The organism is Rhodospirillales bacterium (genome assembly GCA_028824295.1).
Classification (GTDB): domain Bacteria; phylum Pseudomonadota; class Alphaproteobacteria; order TMED109; family TMED109; genus VXPW01.
Genome location: JAPPED010000022.1, coordinates 37,809 through 59,183, shown reverse-complemented (window position 1 = coordinate 59,183; position 21,375 = coordinate 37,809). Strand labels below are relative to the sequence as shown.

Genomic DNA, 21,375 nt, shown 5'->3' with positions numbered 1-21,375 from the left:
GTGCTGATCAGCCTCTCGGTCCGGAATGTTGTTCTGATCGAGGCTCTCGATTTTTCGTTCGGCCCGGGCTTTTGCGTGTTGTCGGGTGAAACCGGCGCGGGCAAGTCGGTGCTGATGGAAGCGCTCGCGCTGGCGACGGGTCGACGGGCCGATGCCAGCCTGGTGAGGGTCGGAGCGGACGACGGAGTCGTCACCGCGTCGTTCAAGGTGGGTGCCGACCATCCGGCAGTGGCATTTGCCTCCGAGCACGGGATCCAGAGCGATGGCGCGTTGCTGTGTCGCCGGGTGCTGGCGCGGAACGGCCGGGGCGGGGCCTTCATCAATGACGTGCCGGTGACGGTCCGCCTGCTCGAGCAACTCGGTCATCGCTTGCTGCAGATTCATGGCCAGCACGACCGGAGGGGGTTGCTTGATGCCACCAGGCATCAGGGCTTCCTGGACGCGTTCGGAAGTCTGTCCCGAGAGTTGCGGAACCTCGGCAAGCGGTATCGGGCTTGGCGTGAAGCCGAAGCGGCCCATCGCGAGGCCGCCGAAGGACTGGCAAGCACCCGTGCCGCCGAGGAGGAAATCCGGGCCCGGCTGACAGAGCTGGAGGCCTTGGCGCCTGAGCCCGGCGAAGCCGAACAGTTGGCGGAGCGCCGATCGTTCCTGATGCAGAGCGGCCGGGTCTTGGCGGTGATCGAACAATTGGCCGCCATCATGGGCGAGGGGTCGACCCCGGCTGCTGCGACGCCGTCCCTGCACGACGCGGCGGCTGCCCTCGACGGGCTTCCGGAAGTTTCGGGCCCGTTCGCAGAGCTAAAGTCGACGCTGCACCGTGCGTTGGTCGAACTGGGGGAGGCCCGAAACCTGCTCGACGCGGTGCGCGCAGACCTCGAGTTGGACCCGAACGAACTGGAACAGGTGGAAACCCGGCTGTTTGCACTCCGGGCCGCGGCTCGTCGCCACGGCGTGCCCCCGGATGAACTGCGCACGGTGCTCGGGGAACTGCGTGAACAGGCGGCGAAGACCGACGCTGACGAGCACCGTGTGAAGGAACTCGAGGAAGCGGCCGGTGCCGCTCGCCAAGCGTATGAGGCCGCGGTCGAGGTGCTGGGCGCGGGTCGCCGGAAAGCGGCAGCGTTCCTTGACGAGCGCATCGGTGACGAACTCGAGGCGCTCCGCATGGGACGCGCGCGGTTCGTGACGGAGCTCGAAGAATTACCGCGTGACAAGTGGGGGCCGCACGGCGGAGAGCGCGTGCGTTTCGGCGTCGCGACCATGAAGGGGGCCGCCATCGGACCCCTTGAGCGAATCGCTTCGGGCGGCGAACTGTCCAGGTTCCTGCTGGCGGTCCATATCGTCCTGGCACGGGTCACCGAACCGGCAACGCTCGTGTTCGATGAAATCGATGCGGGCGTTGGAGGTGCGGTGGCGGATGCAGTGGGCGCGCGCCTGGCGCGCCTCGCCCGGCGCCACCAGGTGTTCGCGGTTACCCACCAGCCGCAAGTGGCGGCCCGCGGCCGGCGCCAATGGCTGATCCTTCGGTCTGAAGATGCGGTGTCGGCTTCGGAACTCGACGAGGCCGCCCGCGTCGAGGAAATTGCACGCATGATGTCTGGCAGCGGACTGACCGAAGAGGCTCGCGCCGCCGCAAAGCGGCTGTTGCAGGAAGGGGGCAAGTGACCGCCGATACCGCCGCGACCGCCGTGGCGGCACTCAGCCGGGAGGAAGCCCGGTCCGAACTCGCCCGGCTGTCGGCCGCCATCCTGCGGCACGACCGCGCGTACTACATCGATGACTCACCGAAGATCTCGGATGCGGACTACGACGCTCTCCGTCGCCGAAACTCGGAGATCGAGAAGCATTGGCCGGAGCTGGTTCGAAACGACAGCCCGTCGGGAAGGGTCGGCGCGCCCCCGACCTCCGGCTTCCGCAAAGTACGGCATCCGCAACCCATGCTGTCGCTGGACAACGTCTTTACCGACGACGAGTTGCAAGAATTCGTGGAACGGGTCCGAAAGTTTCTCAACCTGGACCCGGCGGTCGAGATCGCGATAGCGGCCGAGCCGAAGATCGACGGCCTGTCGGCCTCCCTGCGGTACGACGATGGCGAGCTGGCGGTAGGCGCTACCCGCGGCGATGGACGGGACGGCGAGGACGTCACGCGCAATCTCAGGACGATCGCCGCCGTGCCGGAGCGGCTGCAGGGCCGGCCACCCGCACGCCTTGAAGTGCGCGGCGAGGTGTACTTCCCGATCGAGTCCTTTCACCGTTTGAACGCCGAGCAACTGGCGTCCGGCAAGCGCGCGTTCGTGAATCCCCGCAATGCCGCGGCCGGGTCCGTTCGGCAGATCGATCCGGTGATCACGGCCGAACGCGACCTCGGGTTCTTCGTCCATAGCTGGGGTGAGACTTCTGAGGCGCTCGGAGAAACGGTGACGAAGGCCAGGGAGCGGCTGGCCGGCCACGGTTTCAATGTCACGCCAGGCACCGAGGTCTGCCGGGACATCGATGCCATGGTGCGGTTCGCCGAACAGCTCTACGCGAACCGTTCGGAGCTCGGATTCGACGTGGACGGGATCGTGTACAAGGTGGACCGTCTGGATTGGCAGCAGCGGCTGGGTGCCTCCACGCGCGCGCCGCGTCATTCCGTCGCCCGCAAGTTTCCGGCCGAACGTGCCAAGACGCGCGTCCTATCGATCGACGTGCAGGTCGGCCGAACGGGAGCCCTGACACCGGTCGCGAGGCTCCAACCCGTGACGGTGGGCGGCGTGGTGGTCGGGCGGGCCACGCTTCACAACCGCGATGAGATTGATCGTCTCGACGTCCGCGAGGGCGACCTCGTGACGGTCCAGCGCGCGGGCGACGTGATCCCGCAGGTCGTGGACGTCGATCTCGATGGTCGACCGGAAACGTCGGCATCGTTCGAATTCCCGGAGCGGTGCCCGGCCTGCGGTCGCCCGGTAGAGCGTGAACCCGACGAGGTCGTGACCCGGTGTCCGGGCGGCCGAGCCTGCGAGGCGCAGGCATTCCAGCAACTGGTGCATTTCGTGAGCCGGCATGCCCTCGCGATCGACGGTCTGGGAGAGCGCCAACTGCGGGCTTTCTGGGACCGTGGCGATATTCGCGAGCCCGCTGACATCTTCCTGGTAGCCGAAGACGAGCAGTGGTTGCAGGCTCTGAGCGACGAAAAGGGCTGGGGACCGACATCGGTCCACAACCTTCGCACCGCCATTCATGGGGCAAGGGACGTCGCGCTGGAGCGATTTCTGTTCGCGCTGGGGATCCGGCACGTCGGTCAGGGAAACGCCGCGCAACTGGCACGGGCTGCCGAGTCACTCGGCAGGCTCATGGAACTGGCCGAGCGCGCACAAGACCCGGAAACGCCGGAGTACGCCGAGTTGGCGGGCGTGGACGGGATCGGCGCGGCGCAGATCCGTGCCTTGGTCGACCATTTCACGGACCCGTCCACGCGAACCGTCGTGGACAACCTCCGGGCGGCCGGAGTGAACGTGCAGGATGCGGAAGCGCCGGCTGCCGATTCTCCTCTCTCCGGTCGGACGCTGGTGTTCACGGGAACGCTGGCCGGACTCTCCCGGAACGAGGCCAAGGCCCGTGCGGAAGCACTTGGTGCGCGCGTGGCGTCCGCGGTTTCCGCGAAGACCGACTACCTCGTCGCCGGGGAAGGTGGGGGCGCCAAGCGGCGAAAGGCCGAAGAATTGAACATCGAGGTGCTGGACGAGGCGGCGTTCCAGGAGCTGCTGGAAGCCTGAGCGTGGCTCACACCACCTTGCCGGGATTCATGATCCCCTGCGGGTCAAGCGTGCGTTTCAAGGCCTTCATCATCTCGAGGGACCCGGCCGGGGCGTACTGCCGGAGGGCCCGGCGCTTCAGCTGTCCGATCCCATGCTCGGCGCTGAAACTTCCCTGCATTCGATCGGCGATCGCGAACACGGCTTCCTCGATCGCGTCGCTTTCCGCAAACAGGCGGTTGCCGTCATCTCCGGGCGGCCCGAACACGTTGAAGTGGATGTTGCCGTCACCCACGTGGCCGAACGCGAGCACCCGGTATCCCGGCCAGTAGCGCTGGACCGCCGCCGTGGCTTCGTCGATGAACTGCGGGACCGCGACCACAGGAACCGAGATATCGTGTTTGAGACTGCGCCCCTCGTGCTTCTGCGCCTCGGTCACGGTCTCCCGCAGGCGCCACAATCCGGCGCGGTGGGCGAGGCTCTCGGCGCGTACGCCATCCAGCACGAGACCGCGGTCGACCGCTGCCGCGAGAATTTGCTCGCCGGCGGCCCGGGCGTGGCCGTCGACGCCGGCCGTGAGCTCAAGCAGCACGTACCAGCTGTACCGGGTGGGAAACGGATCGCGGACGCCGTCCATGTGTCGGAACACCATGTCCAGGGCATTTCGGTCGTTCAGCTCGAAGGCGACCATCATGTCGGCGGCCACCTCGCGTGCGACAGCGAACAGCTGGAGGGCCGCCTCGGGATCGGCCACCGCGAGGAACGCGGTATCCACGTCCCGGGGTCGGGGGAAGAGCTCCATGGTCGCGCAGGTGATGATTCCGAGCGTCCCCTCGGCGCCGATGAACAGCTGTTTCAGGTCGTAGCCGCGGTTGTCCTTCCGCAGGGCGCCGAGGTCGTCCCACAGCGTCCCGTCCGGAAGCACCACTTCAAGACCAAGGGTGAGATTCCGGGCCATGCCGTACCGCAGCACGTTGATCCCGCCCGCGTTGGTGGAGAGATTGCCGCCAATGGTGCAGCTCCCTTCTGCCGCCAATGACAGGGGGAAGAGGCGATCGGCGCTCTCTGCTTCATTCTGCAGGGTTTGCAGGATGCAGCCCGCCTCGCAGGTCATCGTGAATCCCTGCGCATCCAACTCCCGAATCCGCCGCAGGCGCTCGAGGCTGACCAGGACCTCGCCCCCCGGCGTCACAGGTACCGTTCCACCGCAAAGGCCGGTCCGTCCGCCCTGCGGAACGATACCGACGCCGGCGTCCGCGCAGATTCGTACGATCGCGGCGACCTCGTCGGTCGTGGCGGGCTTGAGGAGTACCGGGGAAACGCCCCGGAAGGCCCCGCGTTCGTCGACCAGGTGAGCTTCAAGGTCCGCGGGATCGGTAAAGATGCCGGCCGCTCCGACGACGGTCTGCAGGCCCCGCCGTACGGCATTGCTGACCTCGGGCATCACCCGAGGGCCCGGTACTGACGGTGTCTCGACGCGTGGCCGACGGAGCCCCGGCTCACAGCACGAGGTCGGTCTCGGGGTCGATCAGGTGCAGTCTGTCGGGGTGAAATACGAGTGACGTCTGCTCGCCCGCCCGCGGATGTACCTCGGTCCCAACACGCGCGCACAGGGTGCTGTCACCCAGCCTGAAATAGACGATTGTTTCGCGACCGAGAGGCTCCACGATGTCGATCGAGACGTCATGCGGGACACCGCTGCTGTTGCCGCCGTCGTGGCTGGCCGCCTCGCGGATGTTTTCAGGCCGGAGGCCGGCCACCAGGGTCCGACCGGCGTAGCTGCGCACGCGCGCGGCCTGCTCGGTCGGGAGCGGCAGCGCTGGGCCGTCGGCCAGGCGCGCCACCGTGTGGCCGTTTTCTTCGGTGACCTGGCAGTTGAGGAAATTCATGGCGGGCGACCCCATGAAGCCGGCCACGAAGCGTGTGCGCGGCTGGTGATACACCTCGTCGGGGGTTCCTGCCTGCTCGATCCGGCCGGCGTTCATGACCACGACGCGATCGGCGAGAGTCATGGCCTCCACCTGGTCGTGCGTGACGTAGATGGTGGTCGTCCGAAGCTGCTGATGGAGCCGCTGGATCTCGATCCGCATTTGGCCTCGGAGCTTGGCGTCAAGGTTGCTCAGGGGTTCGTCGAACAGGAACACCTGCGGATCGCGGACGATGGCGCGCCCCATCGCGACCCGTTGCCGCTGCCCGCCCGAGAGCTCCCGCGGCCGCCGCCCGAGCAGTTCCGCTATGCCGAGGATGTCCGCGGCGCGCTGGACCTTGCCGCGGATCTCCGACTTGGCGACCTTTCGGAGCCGCAGGCCGAAGGACATGTTCTGCTCGACCGTCATGTGCGGGTACAACGCATAGTTCTGGAACACCATCGCGATGTTCCGGTCCTTGGGCGGCACGTCGTTGACGCGGAGATCACCGATCCGGATGTCGCCCGAGGTGATGTCTTCCAATCCCGCGATCATGCGGAGCACGGTGCTCTTGCCGCAGCCGGACGGCCCGACGAGGACCACGAATTCGTTATTCGGAATCCGCAAGTCGATGCCCCGCACCGCTTCCACGGTGTCAAAGGTCTTGACGAGGTTCTGGAGGGTTACGTCTGCCATCGGGATCAGCCTTTGGTCGCGCCCGAGGTGAGACCGGCAATGTAGTAGTCCATCAGGAACGCGTACAGGATCACGGGAGGTGCCGCGGCGAGCAGCGCGCCGGCCATCAGCCCACCCCAGTGGAACACGTCGCCCTTGATGAGCGTCGTGACCGTTCCGACGGTCAGGACCATCTCCGATTCGGAATAGATGTAGGCGAGCGGGTAGAGGAAATTGGCCCACGCCACCGTGAACGCGAAAATCGTCGCCGCGATCAGCCCCGGCAGGGCCACCGGAATGAAGACCTTGAGCAGCATCTGCAGATGGTTGGCGCCGTCGATCAGTGCCGCCTCATCGAGTTCGCGCGGGATCGATCCGAAATAGCCGATCATGATCCACGTGCAGAATGGGACGGTAAGGGTCGGGTACACGAGGATCAACGACCAGTACGTGTCGAGCAGACCGAGCCAACCCACGATCTTGAACAGGGGGATGAACAGCAGCGTGTCCGGCACCAGGTAGGTGAGGAACACGCCGGTGGCGAGCACGCCGGAGCCCCAGAACCGCAGCCGTGCCAGCGAGTACGCGGCGAGCACGCTGATCACCATGGTGATGGCGACCACGACCACCGTGACGATGGTCGTGTTCAGGAAGAACCTCGGAAACGACGATTCCGTGAGCAGGTGTTCGTAGTGGCCGAACGTCACGCCGTCGGTCACGATCCAGGGATTGGAGGCGAGTTCGGCAATCTCCGCATTCGTCTTCAGCGACGTGACCAGCATGTAGTACGGCGGGAACAGGAAGAAGACCACGAAGACGCCGAGGCACGCGTAGGCGGCGATCAGCGCCCACCGGCGGTTGGCCCGAAGACTCGTGGCTCCCGTGACCGGAACGGCGGTCATGCGAGGCTCGCCGCCCGACGGCGCACGTTTCGGAGAATGATGAAGGCGAGAATGGCCAGCATCGGGAACATGAACAGCGAGACCGCCGCGCCCAACGGAATGTCGCCGGACTCGATACCCACCCGAAATGCGTACGTGGCAAACAGGTGGGTCGTATTGAGCGGCCCGCCTTGGGTCAGGACGCGGACGATGTCGAAATTGGCGAGGGTGACGATGATCGAGAACAGCGTGGTGATGGCGATGATGTTCCGGATCATCGGCAGCGTGATGTAGAAGAACTTCTGCCAGGGGCCGGCACCGTCCATCTCGGCCGCCTCATAGAGCTCGCCGGGAATCGACTTGAGGGCCGCCAGATACATGATCAGGAAGAACGGGGCACCGACCCAGACATTGACGAGGATGATCGAGAACCGGGCCCAGAACGTATCGGACAGCCACGGCACGGCCGGCACGGCCAGCTTCGTCAGCCCCCAGTTGATCGCGCTGTAGGTGGGCTCGAACAGCCACCACCATCCGAGGGTGGAGAGGGCTGGCGGAATGACCCACGGAATCAGCATCATGCCGCGCCATTTGCGCTGACCCTTGGTGGGGATTGTGTTGATGGCATGGGCCGCCGCGAGTCCGATCAGTGCCTTGAAGACGACGGCCACGAGCGCGAACAGCAGGCTCTGGCGAACCACCATCCAGAACGTCTGGCGTCCGAACAGGAAGCTGAAATTGTCCAGCCCGACGAACGCGGTTTCCGCCTTGTTGAGGGTGGCCAGGAAGAGTGCGTGGAAGAACGGATACGCCACGAGGCCGAGAATGAGCCCGAACAGCGGCACGCACATGAGTACCGCGACGGCGGGTTTGCGCCGGAGAAGCGGGGGAAGCACGCGCACTAGTCGGAGCCTGTTCCCTGCATCACTTCCCGACCGGCTGATCCGCGGCGACTAGCCGCGGAGTACCCCTTCGAGCTCGTTCTCGGCCCAGCCGATGGCATCGTTGATGGTTTCGCCGCCCTGCGTGACCAATGCGGCCAGCGTGGGGAGGATCTGCTGCGTCGCTATCCGCGCCCCGATTTCCGGGGGGGCGGGATAGCCGGCAAACACCGTCCGCTCGTCTCCGAGCATAGCGTAGTTGTAGAGGACTCCTGCCGGAGGCTCCGCCTCAGCCCAGACCTGCGAATGGTTGTAGTGCGAGCGGATCATGGGGAGGTCGAAGCCCTGAGAGGCCCGCAGCATCTGGGTCACCACTTCCGGCTCGGCGACGTAACGCAGTAGATCGCGGGCTGCCGACTGGTTCTCGGAGAAGTCCCAGATGCCCCAGAAGAACGACGTAAAGGCGCGGAACCTGCCGGCCGGTCCCCGGGGGACGTCGAAATGCCAGATGTGTCTGGCCACGTCCGGATTGTCGCGTTTAGCGACGGCCCACGCGCTCGGCGGGTTGAAGATTGCGCCGCCCTCTCCCGAGATGATCCAGCGGTTATTGCTGGCGTCGTCCCATGCGTACACGCTGTTGGGCATGAACTCGGCGATTCGGATCAGGTACTCGAGCACTTCGCGGACGGCATCCGAATTGACCACGACTTCCCCTTGTTCGTCCACCATGGCTGCGCCGTAGGAAGCGAAAAGGTGGGCCAGCCAGGCGCTGCCGTCGGGCGTGGTCGCCAGCGGGGCGCCGAACGAGCGTCCGGCCGCGTGCAGCCCTGCCGCAGCTTGAAGGAAGGCCTCCCAGTCCCAGCCGTCGATCTTGGCAGGATCCCGTGAATCGCTGGCGGGGAACAGTTCCGTGAGGTCGATTCCTGCATGCTCCAGAAACAGGTCGCGGCGAGCGACCGTCGGGTACGAGAGCGTTCCCGTGGGCGAGGGACTCCCCCTCCATGCGCCATCGAGGAAGGCGGAAAACCTTGAGATCTCGGCGATCGGCCCCTGGGTGGAAAGGATGTCCTCGACCACGTCGTCCACGGCCACCAGCCGATGCTTGAACAGCGGCACCATCGCGAACGCGTGCGAGTAGATGTCGTGGCCCGAGCCGGCGCGCGACTCGGCCTGGGCCGTGAGCAGCAACTTGTTGCCAATCGACGTGATGAAGTCGATCGTGACTTCCACGCCGTTGTTTTCGCCCCAGCGGGTCAGGATCTGTTCCAGCGCCTCGTTGGCGCCGGGCACCCAGTGGTCCCATAGGCCCAGTTTCAGCTTGCCGGCAGAGTATGCGGTCTTGACGTAGGGAGCGGCGAGCGCCCCCACCGCAGTGGCACCAGCCGTCTTCATGAAGGTTCGGCGTGAACGGGTCGCCTTCGTGCCCATGTCCCCCCCTTCCACAGCCACCTGACCTTGAAAGGATGCCGAGCATAGCAAGAGACCTTGGCGCCTGCTTGGCGCGAAGCGCCCTGCATCGCGTCCCGACCGCATTCATGGCGCCGGAGGCCTGCTGTGGTTGCGGCGTTGTGCTGGCCCGTACCAGCATGGGTAACGAGTTGTGAATCGGGCCGTTTTCGAGGAGCGGCGCGGCCGGAACGCTGGGTCCGTTACGGGCAGGGCGAGGCAGGCGCTGGGGTGGTCAGGCCCCGGGGAGCGCCGCGATCAGGCCATCGTGGCGGTCAGCTGCGAAGCACGCCTTCGAGTTCGTTCTCAGCCCATCCGATGGCGTCGTCGAAGCTCTCGCCCCCTTGCGTGACTCGGGCCACGAGATTGGGAACGACTCGCTGCAAGCTGATCCGAGCCGCGATCTCCGGGGGCGCAGGGTAGCCGTCGGTCAGCGTCCGCTCGTCCCCGCGGAGGGCGTAGTTGTAGAGCCCTCCGGCAGGCGGCCCGGCATCCGCCCACACCGCGGTGCGATCATAATGCGAGGCAATCAGGGGAAGGTCATAGCCTTGCGAAGCCTCCAGCATGGCAACGACCACTTCCGGCTCGGCCACGTAGCGAAGCAGGTCACGGGCTGCCGACTGGTTCTCGGAGAAATCCCAGATGCCCCAGAAGATCGAGTTGAAGGCCCGGAAGCGCCCGGCCGGGCCACGCGGCACGTCGCAATGCCAGAGGTGCTGCGCCACGTCCGGACTATCCCGTTTGGCGACGGCCCACGCGCTCGGGGGGTTGAAGATGGCGCTGCCGGCGCCCGAGATGATCCAGCGGTTGTTGCTGGCGTCGTCCCACGCATACACGCTGTCCGGCATGACCTCCGCCAGTCGGGTCAGGTATTCGAGGGCCTCGCGAACCGCATCCGAATCCGCGGCGATCTCGCCCTGCTCGTTCACCATGGCCGCGCCGTAGGATGCGAACAGCTGGGCCAGCCAGGCGCTGCTGTCGGTGACGGGAGAAATCGCGGCACCAACCGGACGACCGGCAGCGTGGAGGGCTGCCGCCGCCTTGGCGAAGGCCTCCCAGTCCCAACGGTCGACTTTGGCGGTATCACGGGAATCGCTGGCCGGAAACAATTCGGTCAGATCGATGCCGGCGTGTTCCAGGAACAGGTCGCGCCGGGCCACGGTCGCCGCCGATGCGTTCATCGCTGGGGAGGGGCCCCCTCGCCACGCGCCGTCGAGAAATGCGGCTTGCCTGGACAGTTCAGCAATGGGTCCGTACGCAGCGACGATGTCGTCGACCACGTCGTCGACGGCAATCAGGCGATGCTTGAACATCGGGACCATGTGAAACTCGAGCGCAAAAATGTCGTGCCCGGACCCGGCGCGCGACTCCGCCTGGGCGGTCAGCAGCAGCTTGTTGCCGATGGTGGTGATGAAGTCGACCGTGACCTCGACGTGGTTGGCTTCGCCCCATCGTTCCAGGAGTTGCTGCAGCACCTCATTCGTGCCCGGTACCCAATGGTCGATGACCCCGAGTCTCAGCCGGCCGGCTGAGCCAGCGGTCTGCACGTAGGGGGCCGCGAGTGTCCCCGCGGCGGCGGCACCGGCGGCCTTCAGGAAAGTTCGGCGGGTCGAACCTGTCGTCAAGTTCATGCTTCCTTCTTCGTTACCTCAAGGGACGCGCACGGTCAGGCAACCTGACTGACGGGTGCGCGCCTGCAAATGCAGTTCTCGCCAGCATCGAATCATGTCCCAAACCGGCAATTCCTGTGGGCAAACCCGGACCGCCGCTGTGGAAGCCGTCACCCGCGCCCATCAGCCGCGGAGCACGCCTGCAAGCTCGTTCTCGGCCCAGCTTATGCCCGCGTCGATGCTGTCCCCGCCTTGGGTAACGCGAGCGACCAGATTGGAAACGACCCGCTGCACCGTAATGCTCGCGCCGATTTCAGCGGGCGCAGGGTACCCGCCGACGATCGGTTGTTCGTCGCCGCGAATGGCATAGTTGTACAGCCCGCCCGCTGGCGGTTGACCTTCCGCCCACACGTTCGTGTGGTCGTAGTGCGAAAGAACCATGGGGAGGTCGTAGCCCTGCGAAGCCTCCAGCATGGCCGCGACCACATCCGGCTCGGCCACGTAGCGGAGCAGGTCACGGGCAGCGGACTGGTTTTCGGAGAAGTCCCAGAGTCCCCAGAAGATCGTGTTGAAGGTGCGAAACCGGCCGGCCGGTCCCCGGGGAGAATCGCAGTGCCAGATGTGACGAGCCACGTCAGGGCTGTCGCGTTTGGCGACCGCCCAGGCGCTCGGCGGATTGAAAATGGCGCTGCCCGAGCCCGAAATGATCCACCGATTGTTGCCCGCGTCGTCCCACGCGTACACGCCGTCGGGCAGGAATTCCAGAAGTCGGATTGCGTACTCGAGTACCTCCCGTACAGGGTCGGAATTGACGGCAATGTCACCGCGTTCGTCGACCACGGCCGCGCCGTAGGCGGCGAACAGCTGGGTCAGCCAACCGGTGCTGTCGGGGATCGGCGCAACAGGGGCTCCGACGGGGACGCCTGCGGCATGGAGCGCGCCCGCCGCGTTTCGAAACGCCTCCCAGTCCCAGCTTTCCACCTTTGCGGGGTCTCGCGAATCGTTTGCCGGAAACAACTCCGTCAGGTCGACGGCAGCGTGTTCCAAGAAGAGGTCGCGCCGCGCCACGGTTGCGTAGCAATTGGTTCCGGTAGGGGCAGGGCTCACCCGCCAGGAGCCATCGAGGTGGCCGGCGTATCGGAAGACGTCAGCGATCGGGCCCTGCGTGGACAGAATGTCTTCCACCACGTCGTCAAGGGGGACGAGCCGATTCTTGAATAAGGGGACCATCGCAGAGGAATGCATGAAGATGTCATGCCCGGCCCTGGCGCGGGCTTCCGCTTGCGCCGTCAGCAGGGGCTTGTTTCCGAGCGACGTGATGAAGTCGACGGAGACGTCGACCCCGTTGGCCTCACCCCACCGGGTCAGGATCTGTCGGAGCGCTTGGTTCGTGCCCGGCACCCAGTGGTCCAGGACGCCCAGTTTCAGTTTTCCGGCTGACGTAGCGGTCTTCACATAGGGGGCGGCGAGCGCCCCGGCTGCGGCGGCGCCTGCGGACTGCAGGAAGATCCGGCGCGAAGTCGTCTTCGTGGCCATGGACCCTCCTTCCTCAGCCCCTTGACCGTGAAAGGATGCAGAGCATAGCAGGGCTCATGGTTCCAATCCGGCCACAAGAGTCCCGGTTTCCCATTCGCGGCGCCGTTCCAGGCGCGCGGATCCTGTCGGCCGCTCCGTTGCCTGGGCGGGCTTGATCGACGACGGGCAGCCAGGACCGTTGCCGACAGGGCGCCGGGACGCAGGCGATCGGCGCGTCGAGAAGTCGCATCGGGCGTGGCGCTCGACGAACCCGGCAGCTGCAGCCGCCGGCCACTCGTTGGAGGATGCTTGGCGAGCCCGGCCGGTTCGCCGCGACCGGTACAGCCCGGGATCGGCTTGGCGATCGCCCGGGCGCGATGCGTGCGAAAAAGGGGCTCTGGCCTACGCGGGATGCAGCGGGGTTTCGGCCTCGGGCCAATGCTTGGGCAGCCGGAACCGGGTGTTCTCTGGTTTTGCCTCGAGCTCCTGGACGGCCACGGTGCGCCCGGCGATGGTCTGGATGCGCTCGACCACCATGTCGACCAGCACGTCCGGAGTGGATGCGCCGGCCGTGACGCCCACCGTCGACACCCCGTCAAACCACGAGGTCTCGAGGTCGTCCGCGCTCTTGACGCGGTAGCTCGGGACGTCGGCCTGCTCGCCGATTTCGCGCAGCCGCGCGGAATTGGAGCTCATGGAACCGCCGACCACGATGATGAGGTCCGATTGCCCGGCCAGGATCCGCACCGCCTGCTGACGGTTCCGGGTGGCGTAACAGATATCCCGCAGATCGGGTCCCCGGATGGTCGGGAACCGGGCCTGCAGCGCGTCGATCATCTCGCGCGTATCGTCCATCGACAGCGTGGTCTGCGTGACGTAGGCGAGGCGTTCGGGGTCACGAGGCGTGAATGCTTCGACATCGGCAACCGTCTCGAGCACGAAGATACCGCTCTTGACCCGGCCCGTGGTACCGACCACTTCCGGATGGCCGCGATGGCCGACCAGCAGGACTTCGTACCCTGCTTCGTGGTAGCGCACGGCCTCCTTGTGAACCTTGGAAACCAGCGGGCAGGTGGCGTCGATCACCCGCAGGCTCCGGACTCCCGCCGCGTTCTCGACGCTGCTGGCGACGCCGTGGGCACTGAAAACTGCGATGGCGCCCACCGGGATCTCGTCCACTTCGTCGACAAATACGACGCCCTGATCGCGGAGCGTCGCGACCACATGTTCGTTGTGGACGATTGCGTGCCGGACGTAGACCGGCGGCCCGTAGATGTCGATTGCCCGCTCGACCACCTCGATCGCGCGCTCGACGCCGGCGCAGAAGCCTCGGGGGTTGGCCAGGAGGATCCGTTTCACGGCTGCTTCCGAAGGTGGGTCTTGAGGATCTTACCAGTAGCGTTCATGGGCAGGGTGTCGCAGAACTCGACAATTCGTGGATATTTATAGGCCGCAATGCGCTCGCGCGCGAATGCAATCACGGTCTCAGCGTCGAGACCGGAGCCGGGTTCGCGGACGATGAACGCTTTCAACTCTTCGCCATACTGTTCATGCGGGACACCGATGACCGCGCACAACGATACCTCAGGGTGCTCGATCAGGACTTCCTCCACTTCGCGCGGATAGACGTTGTAACCGCCCCGGATCACCAGATCCTTGAGCCGGTCCACGATGTAGAGATAACCCTCCTCGTCCATGTAGCCCAGGTCGCCGGTATGAAACCAGCCGCCCCGCATGGCCTCGGCGGTCGCCTCCGGCCGATTCAGGTAACCCTTCATCACGCAGTGTCCGCGGACGACGACTTCGCCGGTCTCTCGGGGCGGCAACGGGTTGTCATCGGGATCGACGATGCGCATCTCAACGCCCCAGATCGCGCGTCCGACCGAGCCGGCCCGACGTTCGACGTCGACGCTGTTGAAGCTGACGCCAGGCGATGTTTCCGAGAGACCGTAGCCTTCCAGCACGGTGACGTTGAAGCGTTCTTCCACCGCTCGAAGGACCTCGAGGGGCATGGCGGCCCCGCCGGTGGCGCACACCCGGACGGTCTCCAGCGCCCCGCCCGCGTCCAGCCCGGGTTCGGCTTCTGCGTACGTGAGCAAGCCCCAGTACATCGTCGGAACCCCGGCTAGGACGGTGACCCCTTCCGCCTTGACGCGTTCGAACACGGCGGCCGGCTCGAAGCGCGGCATGAGGACCAGGCGGCAGTTTCCGAGGAACCCCGCAAGCATCAGGACGACCTGGCCGAACACGTGGAACAGCGGAAGGGCCACGAGGATGCGGTCCTGATCTGACAGATCGGTCACCTTCGCCAGCACGACCGTGTTCAGCACCAGGTTCGAGTGTGTGAGCTCTGCGCCCTTCGGGCGGCCGGTGGTCCCCGAGGTGTAGAGAATGACGGCGGTGTCTTCGCCCGACCGATCAACCGTGTCGAAGTGGTCGTCCGCTCCCTGCACGAGCGATTGGAATGTGCTCGCGCCTGGGAACGGGTCCGGCGCCTGCGGATCCAGCGAAATGGACCAGAAGCAACGGCAGCCCTCCGTCCGGACGAAGGCTTTCCGGCCGGTTTCTCCGACCGGCAGCTCGTTGGTGCCTTCGAAGCAGAAGAACCCGACGGCGCCAGAGTCCTCGAGGATGTACGCGAACTCGTCCTCCGCCAGCAGGACGTTGAACGGGACCACGACACAACCGGCCTTGATGATCCCGAAATAGACGAAGATGAACTGTGGGACATTGGGTGAGCAGAGCGCGATACGCTGACCCGGCTCGATCCCTACCGCCCGGATCCCGGTGGCCACCTGGTTCGCCAGCGCATCGACTTCCGCGTAGCTGAACGTGCTGCCGAGAAACGTGATCGCGGTCGCGTCCGGACGGTCGCGGGCGCTGGATTCGAGGACGGTGGCTAGGTTCAGCATGGGCGCGCAGCTCGGGCAGGACGTTTGATTCCGGCAAAGGCCGGCAGTCTAGCGAACCTGCCGACACGGGGTGCCCTCCGGACCAGCGCCGAACAGCTGCTTGCCGGCGCCGGCACCTCCTGGCCCGGGCTACGGGTCGCGGCCTCGACGTGGCTTGCCCTCACCTCCAAAACGCCACACACTTGCGGTACGCGAAACACCCTTGGAAGGAGGGGGTCATGCAGCATCTCGTCCGCATCGCCTCGGCTGCGATCCTGGCGGCCGCCGTTGTGGGGGGAGCGGCGTCCGCCGCGAACGCCCCGGAGCACGTGATTAAGTACCGGCAGAACCTGATGAAGGCCGTCGGCGGGCACATCAGCAATGTGGCATTGCTGGTGAAAGGTCAGGTCGATTTCTCCGACGGACTGGTCACCGACTCGCAAGCCATCGTTGACCTGCTGAACAACGCGGGTATCGCCTTCCCGGAGGGCACAGCCGAAGGCAAGACCAAGGCCAAGCCCGAGATCTGGCAGGATCGTGCGAAGTTCGATGCTGCGCTCGAGGACACCATCGGCAAGGCTGAGGCGCTCGCAATGGCGGCCGCGGGCGGCGACATGGCTGCAGTAGGCGCAGCACTCGGCGCGCTCGGCAAGAGTTGCGGCGCATGCCACAAGTCATTCCGAATCAAGGACGAATAGCAGGCCGCATCACCTTGGCCGCGGCAACGTTTCTTGCCGCGGCTGCGGCCCACGCGGGCGACCCCGAACGGGGCGCTTACCTCGCGGCCGTCGCGGGATGCGCGTCGTGCCATACCGACTTCGAGCACGGCGGCAGACACTACGCCGGCGGTCCACCATTGCATTCGGATTTCGGGACCTTTCGGGCACCGAACATCACCTTCGACTCCGACCACGGAATCGGCGGGTGGAGCGAGGCCGATTTCGTCAAGGCGCTCAAGCAGGGCGTGAGTCCGGCGGGGCAGCCGTACTACCCGGCGTTTCCTTATCTCAGCTATGCCCGGATGACCGACCAGGACGCACGTGATCTCTACGCGTATTTCCGTACCGTGGAGCCGGTTCGGGAGGCGTCACCCGGTCATGATCTGGCGTTTCCGTTCTCTGTCCGGACCGGCCTGTGGGCTTGGCGGCTCCTCTACTTCGACCCTGCGGACGATTCTTTCGATACCGCGTCTCGCGGCGGCTATCTCGCCAATGCGCTGGCGCATTGCGGCGAATGCCATACCCCTCGGAACCGATTTGGCGCCTTGCGGAGAACCATGGCGATGGCGGGGGCCAGGTTGGGCGACGGCGATGTGGCTGGCAACCTTACCCCCGACCCCGAAACTGGCCTCGACTGGGACGCAGTCGACCTTCGTTTCTTCCTGCAGACCGGACTGACGCCGGATGGCGATGCTGCCGGTGGCGCCATGGCACTGGTCGTGGAACACAGCACGGGCAAGATGACGCCCGAAGACCTTGACGCATTGGTCGCTTGGCTGCAGGACCTACCGGCGGTGCGGAATACGGTGAAAAAGCCACCATCGGATTAGGACGGCGGTTGGGGATTGGCTCCTCCCCGGCGCGTTCGGCCGGTCAGGCGGATTGAGCGATCAGGCCGCGCGGCTGGACGAAGGCCTGGAGGTTGCCGGCGCCTGGCTCGGCAAGCGCCCAGTCGTCGATGTCAAACGTGAACACGGCCAGACCGGCGGTCGGAAACTTGCTGCCGAACAGCTGGCGGTTGCCGGCCAGCAGGTGGCCAAGCTCCGCGGTCCCGGGGTTGTGTCCGATCAGCATCAGTACCGGGGCATCCGCGACCGCGTGAATGCACTTGAGCATGTCGCCCGGTGCGGCGAGATAGAGCGAGGCTTCTTCCACGACAGGCGGTTTGGGGTTCCACCGCGCGATGACCAGCCGGGCGGTTTCCAGCGTTCGCGCTGCGGTCGAGGTGATCACGAGATCGGGAAGAGGGTGACTGCTCGCGATGTAGTCGGCGATGGCGCGGCTGGCGTCCCGGCCCCGGCGGGCCAGCGGCCGATCGTGGTCGCGAAGGAGCGGACGGGCCCAAGAGGACTTGGCATGCCGCAGGAGATAGAGGGTTCGCAAGGCTAGCGGATTTCGCTGAGGGCCTGTTCCAGGTCAGCGATCAGGTCCGAGACATGCTCGATGCCGATCGATAAACGAATCAACCCGTCGCTGATGCCCAGTTCAGCGCGCACCTCCGGCGGTACCGACGCGTGCGTCATCAGCGCTGGATGCTCGATCAGGCTCTCCACACCGCCCAAGGATTCGGCCAGCGCGAACACCTCACAGGCAGCAAGCATTCGGCGCGAGGATTCAATGTCTCCGCGCAGAATCGCGGTGACGATCCCGCCCGACCCCAGCGGCATCTGACGGCGCGCGAGGGCATGCTGGGGATGGCTCGGCAGTCCGGGATAGATCACCTGTTCGATTTCCGGCCGCCCCTCCAGCCACGCCGCGATGGTCATGGCGTTGGCAACATGTCGCTCTATGCGCAGGGCCAGTGTCTTCAGGCCGCGATGCGCGAGGAAGGAATCGAAAGGTCCCTGCACACCGCCCACGGCATTTTGCAGAAACGCGAGCTGCTCGGCGATCCCGGCGTCTTGGGTCACGGCTACCCCGCCGACCATGTCCGAATGGCCGTTCAGGTACTTGGTTGCGGAATGCACGACAATGTCGAACCCGAGTTCCAGGGGCCGCTGCAGGAAGGGGGATGCAAAGGTGTTGTCAGCGACCGCAATCGCCCCGGCCCGGTGGGCCAGCTCCGCAACCTTGGCTAGGTCCACCAGCTTGAGCATCGGGTTGGTAGGCGTCTCAATCCAGATCATCTGCACGCCCGAGTCGATGGCGCGATCCGCCACCGCATCGTCAGCCAGATCGGCGAAGGAGAACCGAAGATTGGATGCATCGCGCCGCACCCGTTCAAAGAGTCGACGGGTCCCGCCGTACAGGTCATCCATGGCCAGGACGTGATTGCCGGAGTCCAGCAGGGTGAGCACGGCGTCCGTGGCGGCCATCCCCGAGGCGTAGGCAAAGCCGTGCGTCCCGCCCTCCAGGTCGGCAATGGATCGTTCGTAGGCGGCCCGCGTGGGATTGCCCGTGCGCGAGTACTCGTAGCCCTGGTGCACGGCGGGCTCGCGCTGCACGTAGGTCGACGTGGCGTAGATCGGCGTGATGACGGCGCCGGTCGCGGGGTCCGGTTGCTGACCCGCATGGATGGCACGCGTCTCGAATCGTGTGTTTTGCCCGCTCATCAGTGCTCCTTGACGCCGGTACGCCCGGCATCGCGCAGCAAGTCGAGCGCGGGGACCACTCCGACCAGCCGTCCATCATCTGTGACCACAGCGTACCCGTTCTGGCCGACCATGCGTGCGAGATCCGATCGCGCTGACGTGGTATCCAGGGCAGACTTCTGACGGGCGATCAGGGTGAAGCCTAGACCGGTGTTGCCGGCGGTCCCCTCAACGATGGTCCCGCCGGGCTGCAGCCTGCCTGCCTGCTCGGCTTCCGCGATCATCCGCCGTGCGGGGCGGTCCTGGGTGGAACCTTCCGGCTTCCGACATTCGAGCGTAAGGAACTGCTGGCAGCGGTACGTTTCCGTAAGCGGCAGATCGCTAATTGGTGGGTTGCCGATAAGGCGGAGGGTCGAGTGAAGCGGCGGCGGTGGCTGCATGACTTGTTCGCGTGACACGGGCCCGGTGCCTGCGGCTAGTTCTGGATGTATTCGCGAAGCTGGTCGGCCTCCGCCAAGGCGGCGCCAAGACGAACTCGAACAAGATCGCGGATGCTGACAATGCCGGCCAGCTTGTCGCCTTCCATCACCGGGAGGTGACGAACCCGGCGCTGGCTCATGCGCTCCAGCACATCCTCGACGGGCTCCTCGGGAGAGCAGGTCTTGGGGTTTCCCGACATGAGTTCGCGGACCTTTCGCGTGGACGTGCGGACGCCCTTGACACCGACCGAATAGGCGATGTCGCGCTCGGAGATGATGCCTACCAGCGCCCCATCCTGAATGACCGGCAGGGCACCGATCCCGAGGCGGGCGAGCATGGCCGCCGCCTTCTGGACGGTTTCCTCGGGGCTCACCGTGGTGACCTGGATGCCTTTTTCCATCAGGATGTCGCGAATACACGTCATGAGATCCTCCCGCAGCTGGGTTTCCTCCGTCCCATGCTTCACGTCCGCGCAGACCGGACGCGTGCGAAGCGTAAAGGGTTCCGTTCAGGACTTACATACTTCGCATGAGAGTCGACGTCGCAGGGTCCGACATCGGTGCCACTGAACTCCAGATGATGGCCACAGAGCAGCGATAGCGAAACCAGCGGTCATACCTTCCCCGACCCGCGCGCGATCCTGCGTCCCGGGTCGGTCCGCCGCGCTTGGATTTCGCTGCAGGTTACCGTGGCGGCGGCCGGGTGCCCGCACTCGCGCGGCTACCCCAGGACGCAGCGTTCGAAGCGCACCTCACTTGCTGGCAAGGGCGCCGACTGTCGATCCGGTTCGCAAGTGCCCCGCGGGTTGGTGCCAGCAGTCAGTCCGGCCGCCAGTCGAATCGCGACAATGAACTCCCTTGGAAGAGATCGATCATGCGGCGAGAGGACCGGATCCCGCGCTCGCCTGGTCGCGTGTGCCCGGCGTTGAAGCGGCTACGTGCCGGGATCGCCCCGGCCAGGCCACGAGACGCGGTACGTTCCCGCAATCGCCTGTTTCATGGCACGTACGGCCTCGGATTGCGGGGCAGCGCTTTGCACCAGATGGACGCAGACCGTTCCGAGCGGGGGCAGCAGCGCGGGCTGCCGAACGACCCGGAGATTCGTCAGGACCGCCCCTTCGGCCATGATGGTCACGGCAAGTCCAGCGGATACGGTGCTTTCGATCAGCGCCCCGCTCGGGGTGGCGAGCATTTCTCGGTACGAGATCCCTTGACGTTGCAGCGCCTCGAGGGCCGCGGTGCGCAATTGGCAGCCGTCCGGAGAGAGGGCAACGGGCGGTGGCGCGCCGCCGTCTGCCGCAAATTCCGGAGCTGCCACCCAGAACGATCGGGGCCGGTCCAGCAGGATCGCCGACGGAATCTCTTCGAGCGTCGTCACCACCGCAAGGTCCAGCGTGCCGGTCTGGATCTCTTGCAGCAGGTGGCGGCTGAGCTGGCACACGATGCTGATTTCGATGGTGGTGCTGTGTTCCCGCACGCTGGCCAGCAGTTCCGTGAGCAGCGGGATCCCGTTTCCTTCCGCCACGCCGATGCGAACCGTTCCGGTGTGCTGGATGGTGCGTGCACGACCGGCTATCAGGTCATGGGTACTCACGAGATCCTGCGCGCTGGGCAGGAGGTCCTGGCCGGCGGTGATCAGCCTGATCTTCGAGTGCTTCCGGTCAAACAGGCGAATCCCCAGCTGGTCCTCGAGGGTCCGGATCCGAAGGGACATGGTTCCTTGTGAGCACCCCTGCAACTCGGCTGCAACCGAGAAGCTGCGTTCCGCAGCGACTGCCAGGAATGACCGCACCAGTCGCATGTCGATGTTTGGCAGGTCCCTCCGCTGTTCCGGTTCGAGATGACCGAGGATTCCGGCATCCGGGCAATCTTAGATTCATAGTTAATTGGACGTAAAACGTTAATACGCGCTGGATTACGCAGTACCGATGATCTTCACGGTCTCGCCGGCGATGATCGGAGCGGGCCCACGCGCCAATTCCCGAATCGCCGGTCGCCGTGTTGCCGCGCGGGCATGATCGACGTCGCGGACCACGTGACGTCGGGTCTCGGTCCGAACGGCGATCGCACTGGCACGCGGGGCAGGAACTGCCGTCGGCCCGGTAC

General features: G+C 65.7%; 17 protein-coding genes and 1 pseudogene. 4 read left to right on the top strand and 14 right to left on the bottom strand.

The features are described from left to right. Positions 1-1,665 (top strand): DNA repair protein RecN, encoded by a 1,665-nt coding sequence (gene recN, locus OXH60_09725; protein MDE0712396.1) that lies wholly within the window; start codon positions 1-3, stop codon positions 1,663-1,665. Further along, positions 1,662-3,755: an NAD-dependent DNA ligase LigA gene (gene ligA / locus OXH60_09720; protein ID MDE0712395.1), complete on the top strand. Its 2,094-nt coding sequence runs from the start codon at positions 1,662-1,664 to the stop codon at positions 3,753-3,755. Before recN ends, ligA begins: the two co-directional genes overlap by 4 nt. 7 nt (positions 3,756-3,762) lie before the next feature. Here ligA and OXH60_09715 read toward each other — a convergent pair whose 3' ends face one another. The 9 genes from OXH60_09715 to OXH60_09675 all read right to left on the bottom strand — a co-directional run bounded on the left by OXH60_09715 (position 3,763) and on the right by OXH60_09675 (position 15,561). Next, entirely contained in the window at positions 3,763-5,178 is a 1,416-nt protein-coding gene (locus OXH60_09715; protein MDE0712394.1) for an FAD-binding oxidoreductase, read from the bottom strand. A gap of 55 nt (positions 5,179-5,233) precedes the next feature. Next, on the bottom strand, positions 5,234-6,337 hold the full coding sequence (gene ugpC, locus OXH60_09710) for a sn-glycerol-3-phosphate ABC transporter ATP-binding protein UgpC (protein ID MDE0712393.1): 1,104 nt from the start codon (positions 6,335-6,337) through the stop codon (positions 5,234-5,236). Positions 6,338-6,342: 5 nt separating this feature from the next. Then, positions 6,343-7,218: a carbohydrate ABC transporter permease gene (locus OXH60_09705; GenBank protein MDE0712392.1), complete on the bottom strand. Its 876-nt coding sequence runs from the start codon at positions 7,216-7,218 to the stop codon at positions 6,343-6,345. Then, the gene (locus tag OXH60_09700; protein MDE0712391.1) at positions 7,215-8,093 is read right to left on the bottom strand and encodes a sugar ABC transporter permease; all 879 of its coding nucleotides are present in this window, start codon (positions 8,091-8,093) and stop codon (positions 7,215-7,217) included. The genes OXH60_09705 and OXH60_09700 overlap by 4 nt, the downstream gene beginning before the upstream one ends. 57 nt (positions 8,094-8,150) lie before the next feature. Next, on the bottom strand, positions 8,151-9,506 hold the full coding sequence (locus tag OXH60_09695; protein ID MDE0712390.1) for an ABC transporter substrate-binding protein: 1,356 nt from the start codon (positions 9,504-9,506) through the stop codon (positions 8,151-8,153). A gap of 293 nt (positions 9,507-9,799) precedes the next feature. Beyond that, the gene (locus tag OXH60_09690; protein ID MDE0712389.1) at positions 9,800-11,155 is read right to left on the bottom strand and encodes an extracellular solute-binding protein; all 1,356 of its coding nucleotides are present in this window, start codon (positions 11,153-11,155) and stop codon (positions 9,800-9,802) included. Positions 11,156-11,317: 162 nt separating this feature from the next. Continuing rightward, positions 11,318-12,670, bottom strand: coding sequence for an extracellular solute-binding protein (locus OXH60_09685; protein MDE0712388.1), 1,353 nt, complete (start codon positions 12,668-12,670; stop codon positions 11,318-11,320). 381 nt (positions 12,671-13,051) lie between these two features. Beyond that, positions 13,052-14,008 carry a 4-hydroxy-3-methylbut-2-enyl diphosphate reductase gene (gene ispH / locus OXH60_09680; GenBank protein ID MDE0712387.1) on the bottom strand — a complete coding sequence of 319 codons (957 nt, stop codon included), beginning with the start codon at positions 14,006-14,008 and terminating at the stop codon, positions 13,052-13,054. Next, complete coding sequence (locus tag OXH60_09675) at positions 14,005-15,561, bottom strand: long-chain fatty acid--CoA ligase (protein ID MDE0712386.1); 1,557 nt, start codon at positions 15,559-15,561, stop codon at positions 14,005-14,007. Before OXH60_09675 ends, ispH begins: the two co-directional genes overlap by 4 nt. Before the next feature lie 218 nt (positions 15,562-15,779). Here OXH60_09675 and OXH60_09670 point away from each other — a divergent pair, with 218 nt between their 5' ends. Beyond that, positions 15,780-16,238: a cytochrome c gene (locus OXH60_09670; protein ID MDE0712385.1), complete on the top strand. Its 459-nt coding sequence runs from the start codon at positions 15,780-15,782 to the stop codon at positions 16,236-16,238. Further along, positions 16,205-17,089, top strand: a complete 885-nt coding sequence (locus OXH60_09665) for a cytochrome c (GenBank protein ID MDE0712384.1) — start codon at positions 16,205-16,207, stop codon at positions 17,087-17,089. The genes OXH60_09670 and OXH60_09665 overlap by 34 nt, the downstream gene beginning before the upstream one ends. Positions 17,090-17,132: 43 nt before the next feature. On the opposite strand, the gene OXH60_09660 is transcribed toward OXH60_09665, so the two are convergent. The 5 genes and pseudogenes from OXH60_09660 to OXH60_09640 form a co-directional block, all read right to left on the bottom strand. Next, on the bottom strand, positions 17,133-17,642 hold the full coding sequence (locus OXH60_09660) for a histidine phosphatase family protein (protein ID MDE0712383.1): 510 nt from the start codon (positions 17,640-17,642) through the stop codon (positions 17,133-17,135). A gap of 2 nt (positions 17,643-17,644) precedes the next feature. Next, entirely contained in the window at positions 17,645-18,811 is a 1,167-nt protein-coding gene (locus OXH60_09655; protein ID MDE0712382.1) for a PLP-dependent aspartate aminotransferase family protein, read from the bottom strand. Positions 18,812-18,993: 182 nt separating this feature from the next. Beyond that, a pseudogene (locus OXH60_09650) lies at positions 18,994-19,125 on the bottom strand (cysteine synthase A). A gap of 140 nt (positions 19,126-19,265) precedes the next feature. Beyond that, positions 19,266-19,694 (bottom strand): CBS domain-containing protein, encoded by a 429-nt coding sequence (locus OXH60_09645; GenBank protein ID MDE0712381.1) that lies wholly within the window; start codon positions 19,692-19,694, stop codon positions 19,266-19,268. Between the two features lie 509 nt (positions 19,695-20,203). Next, positions 20,204-21,070, bottom strand: coding sequence for a LysR family transcriptional regulator (locus OXH60_09640; protein MDE0712380.1), 867 nt, complete (start codon positions 21,068-21,070; stop codon positions 20,204-20,206). Positions 21,071-21,375: the final 305 nt, after the last annotated feature.

Coding starts and splice junctions, on each gene's coding strand:
- OXH60_09715 (MDE0712394.1), bottom strand. CDS start 5,178: ATGCCCGAGGTCAGCAATGCCGTACGGCGGGGCCTGCAGACCGTCGTC.
- ugpC (MDE0712393.1), bottom strand. CDS start 6,337: ATGGCAGACGTAACCCTCCAGAACCTCGTCAAGACCTTTGACACCGTG.
- OXH60_09705 (MDE0712392.1), bottom strand. CDS start 7,218: ATGACCGCCGTTCCGGTCACGGGAGCCACGAGTCTTCGGGCCAACCGC.
- OXH60_09695 (MDE0712390.1), bottom strand. CDS start 9,506: ATGGGCACGAAGGCGACCCGTTCACGCCGAACCTTCATGAAGACGGCT.
- OXH60_09690 (MDE0712389.1), bottom strand. CDS start 11,155: ATGAACTTGACGACAGGTTCGACCCGCCGAACTTTCCTGAAGGCCGCC.
- OXH60_09685 (MDE0712388.1), bottom strand. CDS start 12,670: ATGGCCACGAAGACGACTTCGCGCCGGATCTTCCTGCAGTCCGCAGGC.
- OXH60_09675 (MDE0712386.1), bottom strand. CDS start 15,561: ATGCTGAACCTAGCCACCGTCCTCGAATCCAGCGCCCGCGACCGTCCG.
- OXH60_09670 (MDE0712385.1), top strand. CDS start 15,780: ATGCAGCATCTCGTCCGCATCGCCTCGGCTGCGATCCTGGCGGCCGCC.
- OXH60_09665 (MDE0712384.1), top strand. CDS start 16,205: ATGCCACAAGTCATTCCGAATCAAGGACGAATAGCAGGCCGCATCACC.
- OXH60_09655 (MDE0712382.1), bottom strand. CDS start 18,811: ATGAGCGGGCAAAACACACGATTCGAGACGCGTGCCATCCATGCGGGT.
- OXH60_09645 (MDE0712381.1), bottom strand. CDS start 19,694: ATGACGTGTATTCGCGACATCCTGATGGAAAAAGGCATCCAGGTCACC.
- OXH60_09640 (MDE0712380.1), bottom strand. CDS start 21,070: ATGCGACTGGTGCGGTCATTCCTGGCAGTCGCTGCGGAACGCAGCTTC.